Source organism: Nocardia sp. NPDC050718 (assembly GCF_040654235.1).
GTDB lineage: Bacteria > Actinomycetota > Actinomycetes > Mycobacteriales > Mycobacteriaceae > Nocardia.
Map to the genome: position 1 here is coordinate 36,541 of NZ_JBFAHQ010000003.1, position 13,077 is coordinate 49,617.

A 13,077-nucleotide genomic window follows, 5' to 3' on the forward strand; every position below is an offset into this window, starting at 1 on the left:
GCCCCCCGCGCGGGGTTGTGCCGGGGGGGCCGGGGGGGTTTTTAGGCCCCCCCGCCGTTTTGTTTCTGGGCGGGGCCCCACCTCGGTGGGTCCGCGCCTTCTGTCGTTGGCGGGGTAGCAGGAGTCAGACGTTGAGCATGCGACGGTTGAGGTCGCGACGTAATACCTCTTGCGAAGGCAATCTATCCAGCACCCGCATCACAGCCGGTCGTAGTTCCTTTTTCTCGTCGTCGCTGAGCAGCTCGACGAGATCTCGCAGATCCATGTCATCGAAGGCTCCTGTCATACCCATCAGGGTACGTGCTCAAACCAGCAGGCGGAGGCCATTCGGCAGGCATTTACAGGCGTTTCACGTACATGAAACGCTAACGGCCGCTACGCTTTTCGCGCCGTACACGCGTATACGCCCGGTCACTGCCCTTCCGCTGCCGGAGTCCCTACTGCGCCCGGATAGCAGGCTCCTTCGCCCGCCCCGACTGGTTCACGACCGTCACCGTGATGTCGGCGGGCGGCGCGGGCTGGTAGGGGGTGAAGCGCTCCAGTGCGCCCCAGTCCCGGCCGAGGTCGTGATCGAGATAGGTGGGGACAGTCTCGGCCTTCAGCAGCAATCCTGTCCACCCGAGCGGGCCACCGCCGATGTCGTCCTGCCAGGCGTTGGACGCGTCGGAGCCGACCCGGTCGGGCAGGATCCGCCACTGCGGCGCCTCGGCGACGCCGTCGTGGTGGTCGAACGGGCGCTGGCAGGGAAAAGCCAGGCCGACGTGCCAGTCCAGCAGCACCGGGTCGGTCTCGCCGACGACCGACTGCAGCGTGGCCAGCTTCGGCAGGCGCGGCGGCGTCACGGCCAGCCACTGCTTCTGGGTGATGTCGTTGTCGGCGGCGACCAGGCGCACCGCGTTCACGCCCGCGGGCAGCTGATCCAGCGGCACCCGCAGGTTGCGCCAGGACGGCGCGGGGCCGATGTCCATCGGCGCGACCGAGCCGGTCGCCGCGACGGTGCCGTCGGCGGCGTGCGTGCCGTATTCCAGGCGCAGGTCCTGGCCGTAGTGCACGACGCCGTCGGTGTCGACGTAGCGGATGCGCCCGGCCGCGGTGACGATGAGCGCCTGGTAGGCCGGGTCGTCGCGGACGGCGTCGAGATCGAGGCGGTACCACTGCGAGGTCAGCTTGGCCTGCTGCTGCACACCGTCCTGGTAGGAGCCCAGGACGGGCGTGCGCGCGGGATCGAGGCCGAACGGCAGAGCGACGGTGCTGCCGTTGATGCCGGATTCGGTGCTCGTCCCGCCGCCGGTGCCTGCGCCGGTGGTGTTGGTGGTCTTGTTCGCGGAGTCCTTGTCGACCGAGTTGGCCCCGCCGACCACGGTCTCGTCGGCGTCGGCGGTGAGGTCGGCGGCGACGCCGTTGGGGGTGAAGCCGGTGGATTCGGCGCTAAGTCCGTCGGCGGGGGCGCCGGTGTAGGGGGTGAGCAGCGAATCGGCGGTGTTCGTCTCCACCAGCACGTCGTTGGCGAGCCCGCAGGTGTCACCGGTCAGCGACTCGATGTTCGACTTGGCGATCGAGAACGCGGGGTACTGGGTGATCGCGCCCTTGGCCATCGAGGCCACCTCGAACAGCACCAGCAGCGCGGCCGCGATGGTCAGCGGCATGGTGGCGAAGCGGTCGAACCGGTTCGGCGCCGACGGCGTGCGGTACGGATCGCGCAGGTGGAAGTACAGCGCGACCAGCAGCGCCAGCACGGCCAGCCCGAGGAACAGCGTCGAGATGCCCTTGCCGGCCACCAGCGGCGCCTTGTCCCAGAACGGCACGCCGTAGCTGGACACGTACCACCACCCGTTGGACCCGGTGAAGGTCATCGCGAGCAGGAACAGCACCGCCGCGGTGAACAGCGCGCGGTTGCGTGGCGCGCGGATGCCGTTGGCGCCCACCGCGACCGCGGCCAGCGCGGCCAGCGACCCGGCCAGCCCGGCGTACACGCCGAAGTGGTGGGTCCACTTGGTCGGCGTCCACATCATCAGCAGCAGCGCGCCGAAGACGATGCCGAGGATGCGCACCGACGGCCCGCGCGAGGTACCGGGGATGCGGCCCTTACGCAGCACCTGCAGGACGCACACGAGCAGGCACAGCAGCATCACCAGCACGCCGAACCGCCGTGCCAGCGAGCCGTCGGGGGAGAGCATGAACAGCGAGTCCCAGCGGGTGCGCTCGTCGAACCAGGCGACATTGGGGCCGACCAGGGTGCGGACCCGGGTGGCCTCCATGACGGTGGCCAGCGTCTGGTCGGCGAAGACCACGATGAGCACCAGGGTGCCCGCCGCCAGGCCCGGTGCGAGCAGCGCGGCGTAGCCGAAGAACTTGGTGCCCTTGGCGCGCTTGATGATGACCTGCATGACCGGCCTGGTCCCCGCGATCAGCGCGGCGATGCAGATCAATCCGGTCGGACCGGCGGCCAGCGAGAAGGCGGCGACCAGGATCGCCAGCGCCGCGGGCAGCAGCCGGGCGGTGGCGATGGCGCGCTCGATCAGGCACCAGGTGAGCAGCGCGCCCGCCGCGATCAGCGGCTCGGGGCGCAGGCCGTTGTCGTAGGGCAGCCAGAACGCCAGGAACACGAGCCCGGCCGTCCACAGCGCCACCTTGTCGCGGCGCACCCGGGCGCCCAAGCGGGGCAGTACTTCCCGGCTGATCACCGCCCAGCACACCAGGCCCGCGGCGAGGGCGGGCAGCCGCATCCAGGGGCTGGCGTCGGAGATCTTGGTCATCCAGGCCAGCAGCTCGTAGGACCAGCCGAACGGTGCCTCGGGGACGCCGAACCAGCGGTAGTAGTTGGCCATGTAGCCCGACGGGCCGGAGGCGCGGGCCATGTTGAGGATGTAGCCGTCGTCGGAGGTGTTGGCGCCGATGACATGCCAGCCGAGCAGCGTCACCACCACGACGACGTCGGTCGGCGTGATCCGCCACCAGTGCCGCGGCAGGAACCGGCGCGCGCGGCGCCCGTCGGCGGTGTCGAGCAGGTGCAGCGCGATCAGCGCGAGGACGGTGAAGACCGCGGCGGCGATCATCGTCACCAGCTTCAGCGTGGTCGGCGTCGAGGTGAAGCGGGAATCGATGTCGGCGTGCAGGCGGGCGCCGGTGAGCGCGGCGGCGTCGAGATCGGTGAAGACGCCGACGATCTGGGGCCGCTTGTCGGTGGTGACGGTGTTGCGGAACGGGCTGCCGTCCTGGCGCGTCACCCCGGTGAACTCGACCGTGGTGGCCGCGATGGTGGAGGTGATGGTGATCCGGTCGCAGTTCGCGATCTCGGCGACCGGTGCCGAGAGCATCGGCACATCGCGCGCCTGCACACCGAGCACGCCGTCACGTACGGCGACGGTGAGGCCCCGCGAGGTCTGGCCGGAGGCCGCCGGGATGGTGCCGACCAGCGTGGTGGTCCCGGTCTCGGGGAGATCGCGCAGCATGGCGCACGGCAGCTGCGCGTCGAGCTGCTGCGGCACATACGACACGAGCGGTGCCTCGACGCTGGTCGCGCCCGGCTGTGGCCAGTCCAGGCTCGCGCGGTCCTGGCGCACCGGCAGCAGTGGCGTCAGCAGGGCAAGCACGAAACCGAGGAGCCCACAGACGAGGGCGACCATGCGGTATCGGGTGAACGCTCGTTCGGATCGCAGCACGGGGGTTGATGCTAGCCATCGAACCTGTGCGCGACTCGGCGCCGCGGCACAACGGGTGGTCAGCCCGTCCGGCGGTTGCTCCAATCGAGCTGCGTGCGGGCCCAATCGGGGATTTCGCCGGCGGGGCGCGGGTAGGCGTCGAACTCGGCGCGCAGGTCGTCCTCGGAGACCTCGGGCATCCAGTCCGCGACGGTGCCGGTGGCGAAGGTGGCCTTGTAGCGGGTGGGCCCGGCGATGAAGATCTCGGCGCTGAGCCAGGTGCCGACGGCCGGGTCGTAGGACATCCGCTTGTGGTCGATCAGGTACTCGAGCACCTCGGCGGGCGGCACCATGTTGGTGACCGATCCGTCGCGCTCCTTGACCTGCACGCCGGCCACGGCCTGCTCGCCGACCTGCAGCGACCACAGCAGCGCGAACTTCTGGCCCGGCGCGAGCATCGCGATCGCGGCGTCGACGACCGTCTGCTCGATCGCGCCGAGTGTGGCCAGCTCTTCGCGCGGCGCCGGTTCAGGTTCCTGACGGTGCGGGCGGGTGAGCAGGAGATCGATTCGCTCGGGTCTGCTGAGCGTCATAGCTATACCTCTGCATCCGTACCGATCAGCACTACCAAAACTGATTTCGGTCGGCCGAACATCCAACATTTCGCAGCGTACCCGCACCGCGACACGAACCGTGCGGTTTGTTGACACTGACCGGACATATTGTGGTCTATCGCGCTCCCGCATACCAGTAGCTACCGGGTGTCGATCAACACAACAGTTGGTTGTGTGCTCCTGACCAGGGCGTTCAGGCCGCCGCGGCGCGCAGCGCGAACCAGCCGTCGAGAGGGTCCGCGAATCCGTGATAGACGAGCGGTATGCGCTGATCGATCCCGAAGTACTGGTAGACCGCCGCCATCGTCTGGCGCACCGAATGCGCCTGGAAATCGTCGATGCGGCGCGGGCCGATGCGGTGCTCGGGCAGCATCTCCAGCCGGACCAGCTCGGCCGGATCGTCCACGTCCAGGCCCCACGGCTCCGGTTCCTCGATCAGATGGTCGTGCAGGACGGTGCGCGCGGTCGGCGGATCGTGCCGAGGGCCCGCGAAGGCGACGCGCTCGAGATGGGCGAGCCCGCGGGTGCTCAGCGGCGTGCGGACGGCTTCGATCAGCTCGATCAGTTCGGTGTCGGGTTTCGGTTCCGGTCTTCGTCCCGCGACCGGCGCCTGTTCGAGCAGGTGCAGCACCTGCCCGCCGCGGACCAGCGGCTCGGGCACCACGAAGACGCTGATGCTCGGGCAGGAGCAGTTCAGGCCGGTGAGGCACACCCTCGTGTGCAACGGATCGGACATAAGTCCTCCTCCGGTAGCGGGTCGCCGAGACCCGTGACGTGCAGGATCGAAGATTCCAACGCCATCCGCCGTGGTGCTCGCCCGCCGGCGGCGACCGTGCCGCACCCGTCAGTGTAGTGCTGTCGAGCGGCCTCGACAGGGGGATGCGGCACGGAACGGACACGATCCGCCGGGCCGGTCACGGCGGTGTGGACTCGGTGTAGCGGCGCGCCAGGGTGCGCAGGTGGGCCACCAGTTCGGGCGGGCCGTCGACGCGGAAATCCATCATCAGCATGCTCAGGTAGATCGCGATCGTCTCCATCGCGTCGGCGCCGGTGTGCAGCAGGCAGGTGTGCGCGTCGACCGGTTCCACCACCCCGACGGCCGGGTTGATCCGCGCGATGACGGTCTCGGCGGGCGCGAGCACGGTGACGCGGGCGTGCACCCGCCAGCCGGTGGTCGCGATGTGGCGCATGACGAAGGCGACCAGATCGTCGTCGGGCAGCCTGCGCGGGGCGAACACCCGGCTGCCCGCGGTGGCGGTGGTGATCCGCGCGGCCGGAATCGCTTCCCAGGCGTGGCTGCGCATGTTGTAGGCGACCAGGTACCAGCGGCGCTGCCAGTTGATCAGCCGGTAGGGCTCCAGTTCGACGCCGTCGTCGACGGTGACCGCGGTGGTGCGCCGGACCGCGTCGGCCAGGGTGGTGAGGATGCCGGCGGCGACCGGGGCGTCGGGTTCGCGCGAGCCGGTGGTGGCCGGGCCGATCTCGGTGGCGTCGTGCAGTGCGGAGACCTTGCGCTGCAATCGTTTCGGCAGGATCTGCTCGATCTTGCGCAGCGCCCTGGTGAGCTGGTCGCCCAGGTCGGAGACGGCGAGCGCGCCGTCGGCGGCCACGGCGATGGACAGCGCGACGGCCACCGCCTCGTCGTCGTCGAGCAGCAGCGGCGGCATGGTGGCGCCGCGGCCGAGCCGGTAGCCGCCGATCGCGCCGCGTTCGGCGTGCACGGGGTAGCCGAGGTCGCGCAGTCGCGAGATGTCGTTGCGGACAGTGCGTTCGGTGATCCCGAGGCGGTCGGCGAGCTCGCGTCCGGTGTAGGCGCGGTCCTGGAGCAGGGCGAGCAGCCGCAGGACGCGGGGTGTCGTCGCGGCCATGTCCCACCTCGTCGAAAGTCGTGCGGAAATTAGGAAAGAAACGAGCCTAATAGGTTTCTAGGCTGGAGTCATCACCGAGAAGGAAGGCTCCAAAATGAACAGCACCGCAGCCCTCGAGACCGTCTGGCGCGACGTGGTCGCCACCTCCTACGCGGCCCTGCGCGATGTCGTCGCCGGCGTCGGCGCGGACCAGTGGGACCTGCCGACGCCGTGCTCGGAATGGACCGTCACCCAGGTCGTCCAGCACGCGGCGGGCGACCAGCTCGCCTACGCCGCCGCGCTGGGCGTAGGCCCTGGCCCGAGCTACAACCCCTTCGACCCCTCCGGGACCATCGACGGGTCCGCCGTCGCCCTGGTCGAGGCGGCCGTCGAGCAGACCGCCGCCGCCTGGTCCACCGTCGCCGACGACACCGCGACCGTCCCCACCCCGCTCCCACACGGCGATCTGCCCACCCCGGTCGCCGCGACACTGGCCGCGCTCGACGCCGCCGTCCACGCCTGGGACATCGCCGTCGCCACCGGCCAGCCGTCCCCCCTCACCGCCGACCTGGCCACCCACCTGCTGACCGCGGCGCGCACTTTCCACCCGGCCCCCGGCAGCGGCACCGACGCCGAGATCGTCGAACCCCTGCGTCAGTGGGGCGCCTACGCCCCGGTCGTCGTCACCACGTCGACCGGCCCGATCGACGACCTCCTGCACTACCTCGGCCGCACCGCGGCCTGAGCGCCGAGCGGTATCCTTACTTTGTTACCTAGGTAAGGAGAAGGCATGGACGCATTGGCTCGGCTGACCTCGAAGGGTCAGATCACGGTCCCCAAAGCGGTCCGGGACGCTCTGGAGCTACACACCGGCGACAACGTGCACTTCCGAGTCGAGGGTGAGGTCGTGGTGCTGGCCAAGACTCCGGACCTGCTCGACCTCGCCGGGAGCGTGCCGGTTCCGCCGCAGGTACGAGGCCGCTCGTGGGAAGAAATCCGCGACGCCGCGTGGGCACAGCAGTGGCAGGACGGGGAGTCGTGACCGTCTACCTGGATACGAACATCCTGGTCCGTCACTTCACGCAGGATCCGCCAGAGATGGGTAGAGGCGCGTCTGCGCTGCTGGCGGAATCCGACGACCTCTATCTGCCCGATCTCATCGTGGCGGAAACGGTGTACGTGCTGCAGAGCGTGTACCAGGTGCCCCGTCCACAGGTAGCCGCGCTGACCCGCGCGATCATCGGATCCCGCAACGTAGCCACGGACGACCCTGCCGTGCTGATCCGGGCGGTAGACGTCTACGAGCACGACCGGCTGTCGTTCGCCGATGCCTACCTGGTTGCCCTCGCCGAGGCGGATCCCGGATCGGCGATCGCTTCGTTCGACAAGGGCATCGGCAAGGTCGGCACCGTGCGGCGGATCGAGCCAGGCCTCAGCGGCGGACGGTGATCAGGGTGAAGGGGCCGATATCGGTGGTGGTGAAGGCGGGGTCGGTGAAGAGGGTCTTCGGGAAGGCGACCGTGTAGCGCTTGACGTTCGGGTCGTTGGGGTAGACGTCTTCGGCGAGGCGCAGGGTGTAGGTGTCGCCGTCGCGGCGGAAGAGGAAGGCGTCGGGGGCGCGCCAGGGGGCGGTGGCCATGGCGTCGAGGAGGGCGGGGGACGAGTCGAGTTTGCTCCAGGCGGCAATGGTGGCGGCGCGGGCCTTGAAGTCCGACAGCGGGTTCGCGTAGTGCGAGGTGAGGGCCTGGAAGCCGAAGTAGGGGTAGAAGGCGAGGAAGCTGGTGTCGGCGGTGAGGACGACGGATTCGTCCCTGGGACGGCCGGTCTGGGCCAGCAGGGCTTCGTCCACCGCGTGGTAATAGGCCACGGCCGATGGCTTGCGCTTGTCGGCCCGCTCGCCGAAAGTGCCCTCGGCGTTGGGCGTCTCGGTGGGCACGGTATCGGTGTAGGCGGTGTCGATCTCGTGGGTGAGCACGGTCGGGATGTGCTGCGCGAAGGCCAGCGCGCCCAGCACGGCGAGCACACCGGCCGCGACCCGCACCGGCGCCTGCTCGTGCAGCCCCCGGTAGATCACCCCGGCGAGCTCGACGAACCCGAAGACGCCCGCCGCGGCGAGCACCGCGAGCAGCACCGGCTCCAGCCGGAACGACAGCAGCGTCGTCCCCGCCGCGGTCGCCGCCATCGACAGCAGCGTCCACAGGTAGATCGCCAGCACGCCGAGCCCCAGCGCCTGCGCCCGCCGCGACGAACCGGCCCGCAGCACCAGCCACAGCGTCCCGAGCAGGCACAGCGCACCCCGCAGCGAGAACTCCAGCATGGGGAACGCCAGCTCGGCGCCCGACTGGGGCAGATAGTGGAAGGCGTTGCCGGACGGCAGTTTCGCTCCCGACAGCATCTTCAGCAGGTAGGGCGCCCACACCACCAGTGCGAGCACCCCGGCGATCGCGCCGATGGCGACCAGCTTGGTCAGCGGCGCGATCGCCGCCCGCCACGGCGCCGGGCCGCCGACCGCGCGCGGACCGCCGACCCGGGGACGCAGGTCTTCGCGCCGCGTGTACACCGCGACACCCGCCGCCACCACGGCCATCAGCACCACGGTGAACGCCGCGATCGCCAGGTACAGCGTGTAGAAACAGGCGGCCACCCCGAGGAACAGCCCGGTGCCGAGTACCGCGCCCCAGCCGCCCGACGACCGGTGCAGCGCACCCCAGGCCAGCACCAGCACCGGCGGGAGGAACACCACCAGCACCGCCCCGTACGCCTCGGGCGAGGCGTAGGCCAGCGTCATCGCGGTCACGGCCGCGGCGGCACCCACCGCGAGATCGGCGCGCACCAACTGGGTCCACAACACCAGGGCCACCGCCGCGGCGATCGCGAGCAGCCCGATCGCGTACGGCTTGAACACTTCCCAGCCGTCCATGCCGAGCACATTGCCCACCCGGCCGCCGAGCCAGAACCAGCCGGCCGGATAGAACGGCGGGATGTCCACATAGGTCATGTCCCGCAGCGCGGCGCTGTCGGTGAGCCGGGTGAGGTACTCGGTGCGGAACTCCTGATCCACCGAGACACCGAACAGATACAGCTTCGTCGCGGCCAGCGGCATGCCGAGCGTGACAGTGACGAAGCCCGAAATACCGATCCAGGACGCCAGTTTCGCCACCACCGGCCACTTGCGCAGCCGGATCAGCAGCACCGCGACGACCAGCAGCGCGATGGCGGCGAACTGGCCGACGGTGGTCAGCGCCTTGGTCACGTTCGAGGAGTTGAACGCCGGCCACTGCACCGCGGAGAACGCGTAGAGCCCGACCACGGCGACCGCCAGCGCCACCGCGGCGGCCCCGGCGGCCTCGCCGACCCCCGCCCCGATCCTGCGCAGCGGCCGCACCTCGTCGTTGGTCGTCATCGGCGCGCTGCCCTCCGGCTCGGTGTCGGCTCTCACGGTCCGGGTCAGCCTAGTGGAGCCGGTGCCGACCGGCGGAGGCCGAAGCGTCCGGTCGCTCCGCACGGGTTCCCGCCTGCGGAAACACGAACTGCCGCACCGTCACAGGACGATGCGGCAGTACGCGACAAGCGGTCGATCAGATCGGCAGCTTGCGGAAGATCGGGCGCGGCACGTGGCGCAGCGCCGACATCAGGAAGCGGGCCTCGCCGGGTGCCCAGACGATCTCGGTGCCCTTCTCGGAGGCGGCGACGGCGAGCCGGGCCACGTCCTCGGGATCGACGGTGAGCGGGGCTTCCTTGGAGCCGGTGGCCTCCCAGTGCGCCTTCGTCGCCGAGGTGCGCACCTGCATCGGCCGCACCACGGTGACGCGCGGACCGTGCGGCCGCAGCGCCTCGCCGAGGCCGAGGTAGAAGCCGTCCAGGCCGGCCTTGGTGGAGCCGTAGACGAAGTTCGAGCGACGCACGCGCTCACCGGCCACCGAGGACATCACGATGAACCGGCCGTGGCCCTGCGCCTTGAACTTGTCGCCGACCAGCACGCCCACCGAGACACCGGCGGTGTAGTTGATGCCGACGGTCATGACCGCCTTGCGCTGGTTCTGCCACAGCTCCTCGGCGTCGCCGAGCACACCGAACGCCACGATCGCGACGTCGACGTCACCCGCGGCGAACGCCTGGTCGACGACCTTCGGGTGCGACTCGGTGTCGAGCGCGTCGAAGTCGATGACGTCGACCTGGGTCGCGCCTGCCGCCTTCAGCGTGGCGACCGCGCCCTCGAGCAGCGGATCGCCGGGCAGGTTGGCCAGCACGACCCGGGCCGGGCTCTTGCGCAGGTACTCGGCGCAGATCGCGAGACCGATCTCGGAGGTGCCGCCGAACAGCAGAATGGTCTGCGGGTTGCCAACTGCGTTGATCACTGGAGCTCCAGCCTCCTGGCCATATCGGACATGAACACGCCGGTCGGGTCGACGCTGCGGCGGACCTTGATCCACTCGTCGATCCGCGGGTACATCTTGTGGAACGACTCGGCGCTGGTCCGCGAGTCCTTGGCGGTGTAGAGCCGGCCGCCGAACTCGAGCACCCGCCGGTCCAGATCGCTGACGAACTCGTTGAGCCCGCGCGAGATCGGGAAGTCGACGCAGATGTTCCAGCCCTCCATGGGGAAGCTCAACGGCGCCTGGTTACCCGGACCGAACAGCTTGAACACATTGAGGAAGGAATAGAAGCCGGAGCCCTGGATGTCGATGATGATCCGCTTGAACTCCTCGACCGACTCCGGCGGCACCACGAACTGGTACTGCAGGAAGCCGTTGGAGCCGTAGCCGCGGTTCCATTCACCCAGCATGTCGAGCGGGTGGTAGAACTGCGTCAGATTCTGGACCTTGCCCCGGTAGGTGCCCGACTTGCGGTACCAGACCTCGCCGATCGGGCCGAAGGTGTACTTGTTGGCCAGGCCGTTGGGGAACACGTCGGGCAGGGTGAAGAAGGTCTTGCCGTTGAACCGCAGCGGGTCCTTCTGCAGCTTCTTCGGCAGCTGGTCGAGCTTGGCCAGGTTGCCGCGCGAGATGGCGGCGCGGCCCAGCTTGGGCAGCGGGCTGATCGCGTCGAACCAGGCCGAGCTGTACTCGTAGTTTCCCTCGGAGCCGTCGCTGTGGAAGGCGATGGTCTCGTCGAGGGTGGCGGTGACGTCGCCGTCGGCGATGAAGTACGCCGTCTCGGTCGGCGTCATCTCGATGGTCGCGCGCAGGATGATGCCGGTCAGGCCGCAGCCGCCGATGGTCGCCCAGAACAGCTCGGGGTCGGACTCGGCGGTGATCGTGCGGACCACGCCGTCGGCGGTCAGCAGATCCATCGAGCGCACGTGGTTGCCGAAGCTGCCCGCGCTGTGATGGTTCTTGCCGTGGATATCGGAACCGATCGCGCCACCGATGGTGACCTGCCTGGTACCGGGTAGGACGGGCACCCAGAGGCCGAACGGCAGCGCCGCCTTCATCAGCTGATCCAGATCGACGCCGCCGTCGACGTCGACCAGACGGGTCGCGGCGTCGATGCGGTGGATCTTGTTCAGCGCGGGCATGTCGATCACGAGGCCGCCCGCGTTCTGCGAGTTGTCCCCGTAGGAGCGGCCGAGGCCACGCGCGATCACGCCGCGTCGCAGGTGCGCCGGCTTGGAGTCGTTGTCCTCGGCGACCATGCTCACGGCCTTGACGATCAACTCGGGATCGCTGGTCGAGAGCACTTCGGCGGAGGTGGGTGCGGTGCGACCCCATCCGGTGAGCTTGCGAGTGCGCGTAGGCAGCGCAAACGCCTCGCCGGTGGCGGTCGGAATGTTCTCGGACATCGGCTAAGAGGCTACATGCATGGCGGGACACGCGGCCGGTCTCGTAGTCTTCCTCACGTGCAAGCCCAACCGCATCTGCCGCTTCCCGCCGAGATTCCGCTGGTCGACGAGCCTGGTGGAACCGACGTAGACCTGAAGACGCAGATCGTGCGGTTCACGCTGACCGGCGGCCTCTCGGCGATCGTCGACTACGGCATCTACAGCCTGCTGCTGAACCTGCTCGGCCTGCCGGTGAGCCTGGCCAAGGCGGTCAGCTTCGTCTGCGGAACCACCACCGCGTACCTGATCAACCGGCGCTGGACCTTCAAGGCCGAGCCGAGCAGGGCGCGCTTCATCGCGGTCGTCGTGCTCTACGCGGTGACCTTCGCCGTGCAGGTCGGCATCAACGCGGCGCTGTACTTCGCGCTGCCCGGCGAGTGGTGGCGGCAGCCGCTGGCGTTCGTCGTCGCGCAGGGCACCGCCACCGTCATCAACTTCGTCGTGCAGCGCGCGGTGATCTTCAAGATCAAGTAGTCAGCTGGCCTTGGCGGCGGCCGGCGCGGGCTGCTTGCCCGCCTTGACGCCGAAGTAGTCGCCGCCCTTGGCCCTGACGTTGTCGGTGCCCCACTCCCGCCGGTCCCGCGCGACGGGCACCATCTGCGGAATGTGCTTGCGGCAGTGGATGTAGGCCTCTTCCACATCGACGACGACCCACACCTGCGACGCCCTGCCCCGCTCCGGTGCGGGCAGATCGTCGACGGACTCGCGTAGCTCACTGTCGGCAACCATGCGGGCCTTGCCATTGATGTGCAGCCCGATCAGATCGCGCACGAAGTCGATCATCAAGATCCCGACGTGCGGGTTCTCGAGGATGTTGCCGAGGCTGGCCATTACTCCGTTACCTCGATACTCGGGGTACGCAATCGTGCGTTCGTCGATCACGTGCAGGAACCCCGGTGTTCCCGCCCGGAAACTGGCGTCGCATTCGCCGTGCGCGTCGGCGGTGGAGATGAAGGCCATGTCCATCCGCGCGACGAATTCGACCATCGACGGGTTCAGGTAGTCGATCACCTGGTCGTCGTAGAAGCGTTCGGCCCTTTCGGTCGTGCCCAACGTGTCCTGAAGCTCGTGCTCTCCGTCGCTGCCGACGTGTTTCTCGGGCATCGGGGCCCCCTCTGCTAGCCGAACCGGGTGATGCGGGTTTCGCGCTGAAA

Annotated in this window: 13 protein-coding genes; 4 read left to right on the forward strand and 9 right to left on the reverse strand. The window is 69.2% G+C overall.

All coding sequences use genetic code 11. From position 1 onward, the window contains the following. Positions 1-124 precede the first annotated feature (124 nt). From AB0H54_RS14515 to AB0H54_RS14535, 5 genes are all read right to left on the reverse strand, one after another. The gene (locus AB0H54_RS14515; protein ID WP_218721237.1) at positions 125-286 is read right to left on the reverse strand and encodes a hypothetical protein; all 162 of its coding nucleotides are present in this window, start codon (positions 284-286) and stop codon (positions 125-127) included. A gap of 151 nt (positions 287-437) precedes the next feature. After that, positions 438-3,626, reverse strand: a complete 3,189-nt coding sequence (locus AB0H54_RS14520; protein WP_357346595.1) for an arabinosyltransferase domain-containing protein — start codon at positions 3,624-3,626, stop codon at positions 438-440. 95 nt (positions 3,627-3,721) lie between these two features. Next, positions 3,722-4,234, reverse strand: coding sequence for a hypothetical protein (locus AB0H54_RS14525; RefSeq protein ID WP_357345797.1), 513 nt, complete (start codon positions 4,232-4,234; stop codon positions 3,722-3,724). A gap of 214 nt (positions 4,235-4,448) precedes the next feature. After that, positions 4,449-4,991, reverse strand: coding sequence for a hypothetical protein (locus AB0H54_RS14530; protein ID WP_357345799.1), 543 nt, complete (start codon positions 4,989-4,991; stop codon positions 4,449-4,451). Positions 4,992-5,169: 178 nt separating this feature from the next. After that, on the reverse strand, positions 5,170-6,123 hold the full coding sequence (locus AB0H54_RS14535) for a WYL domain-containing protein (RefSeq protein ID WP_357345801.1): 954 nt from the start codon (positions 6,121-6,123) through the stop codon (positions 5,170-5,172). 94 nt (positions 6,124-6,217) lie between these two features. On the opposite strand from AB0H54_RS14535, the gene AB0H54_RS14540 reads away from it, so the two are divergent. The 3 genes from AB0H54_RS14540 to AB0H54_RS14550 are packed head-to-tail and all read left to right on the forward strand — an operon-like array spanning position 6,218 to position 7,551. Beyond that, positions 6,218-6,847, forward strand: a complete 630-nt coding sequence (locus AB0H54_RS14540; protein WP_357345803.1) for a TIGR03086 family metal-binding protein — start codon at positions 6,218-6,220, stop codon at positions 6,845-6,847. A gap of 45 nt (positions 6,848-6,892) precedes the next feature. Further along, the gene (locus AB0H54_RS14545) at positions 6,893-7,144 is read left to right on the forward strand and encodes an AbrB/MazE/SpoVT family DNA-binding domain-containing protein (protein ID WP_357345805.1); all 252 of its coding nucleotides are present in this window, start codon (positions 6,893-6,895) and stop codon (positions 7,142-7,144) included. After that, positions 7,141-7,551: a type II toxin-antitoxin system VapC family toxin gene (locus AB0H54_RS14550; RefSeq protein ID WP_357345807.1), complete on the forward strand. Its 411-nt coding sequence runs from the start codon at positions 7,141-7,143 to the stop codon at positions 7,549-7,551. Before AB0H54_RS14545 ends, AB0H54_RS14550 begins: the two co-directional genes overlap by 4 nt. Here AB0H54_RS14550 and AB0H54_RS14555 read toward each other — a convergent pair. The 3 genes from AB0H54_RS14555 to AB0H54_RS14565 form a co-directional block, all read right to left on the reverse strand. Then, a complete protein-coding gene (locus tag AB0H54_RS14555; protein WP_357346596.1) occupies positions 7,535-9,505 on the reverse strand; it encodes a galactan 5-O-arabinofuranosyltransferase in 1,971 nt (656 codons plus the stop codon). The two genes, AB0H54_RS14550 and AB0H54_RS14555, sit on opposite strands and share 17 nt — an antisense overlap. 175 nt (positions 9,506-9,680) lie before the next feature. Beyond that, positions 9,681-10,460 (reverse strand): decaprenylphospho-beta-D-erythro-pentofuranosid-2-ulose 2-reductase, encoded by a 780-nt coding sequence (locus AB0H54_RS14560; protein WP_357345809.1) that lies wholly within the window; start codon positions 10,458-10,460, stop codon positions 9,681-9,683. Next, positions 10,457-11,884 (reverse strand): FAD-binding oxidoreductase, encoded by a 1,428-nt coding sequence (locus AB0H54_RS14565; RefSeq protein ID WP_357345811.1) that lies wholly within the window; start codon positions 11,882-11,884, stop codon positions 10,457-10,459. Before AB0H54_RS14565 ends, AB0H54_RS14560 begins: the two co-directional genes overlap by 4 nt. Before the next feature lie 15 nt (positions 11,885-11,899). Here AB0H54_RS14565 and AB0H54_RS14570 point away from each other — a divergent pair, with 15 nt between their 5' ends. Beyond that, positions 11,900-12,397, forward strand: a complete 498-nt coding sequence (locus AB0H54_RS14570; RefSeq protein WP_357345813.1) for a GtrA family protein — start codon at positions 11,900-11,902, stop codon at positions 12,395-12,397. Here AB0H54_RS14570 and AB0H54_RS14575 read toward each other — a convergent pair whose 3' ends face one another. Further along, positions 12,398-13,027, reverse strand: a complete 630-nt coding sequence (locus AB0H54_RS14575) for a pyridoxamine 5'-phosphate oxidase family protein (protein ID WP_355284783.1) — start codon at positions 13,025-13,027, stop codon at positions 12,398-12,400. Positions 13,028-13,077: the final 50 nt, after the last annotated feature.

Coding starts and splice junctions, on each gene's coding strand:
- AB0H54_RS14515 (WP_218721237.1), bottom strand. CDS start 286: ATGACAGGAGCCTTCGATGACATGGATCTGCGAGATCTCGTCGAGCTG.
- AB0H54_RS14520 (WP_357346595.1), bottom strand. CDS start 3,626: ATGGTCGCCCTCGTCTGTGGGCTCCTCGGTTTCGTGCTTGCCCTGCTG.
- AB0H54_RS14525 (WP_357345797.1), bottom strand. CDS start 4,234: ATGACGCTCAGCAGACCCGAGCGAATCGATCTCCTGCTCACCCGCCCG.
- AB0H54_RS14530 (WP_357345799.1), bottom strand. CDS start 4,991: ATGTCCGATCCGTTGCACACGAGGGTGTGCCTCACCGGCCTGAACTGC.
- AB0H54_RS14535 (WP_357345801.1), bottom strand. CDS start 6,123: ATGGCCGCGACGACACCCCGCGTCCTGCGGCTGCTCGCCCTGCTCCAG.
- AB0H54_RS14540 (WP_357345803.1), top strand. CDS start 6,218: ATGAACAGCACCGCAGCCCTCGAGACCGTCTGGCGCGACGTGGTCGCC.
- AB0H54_RS14545 (WP_357345805.1), top strand. CDS start 6,893: ATGGACGCATTGGCTCGGCTGACCTCGAAGGGTCAGATCACGGTCCCC.
- AB0H54_RS14555 (WP_357346596.1), bottom strand. CDS start 9,505: ATGACGACCAACGACGAGGTGCGGCCGCTGCGCAGGATCGGGGCGGGG.
- AB0H54_RS14565 (WP_357345811.1), bottom strand. CDS start 11,884: ATGTCCGAGAACATTCCGACCGCCACCGGCGAGGCGTTTGCGCTGCCT.
- AB0H54_RS14570 (WP_357345813.1), top strand. CDS start 11,900: ATGCATGGCGGGACACGCGGCCGGTCTCGTAGTCTTCCTCACGTGCAA.
- AB0H54_RS14575 (WP_355284783.1), bottom strand. CDS start 13,027: ATGCCCGAGAAACACGTCGGCAGCGACGGAGAGCACGAGCTTCAGGAC.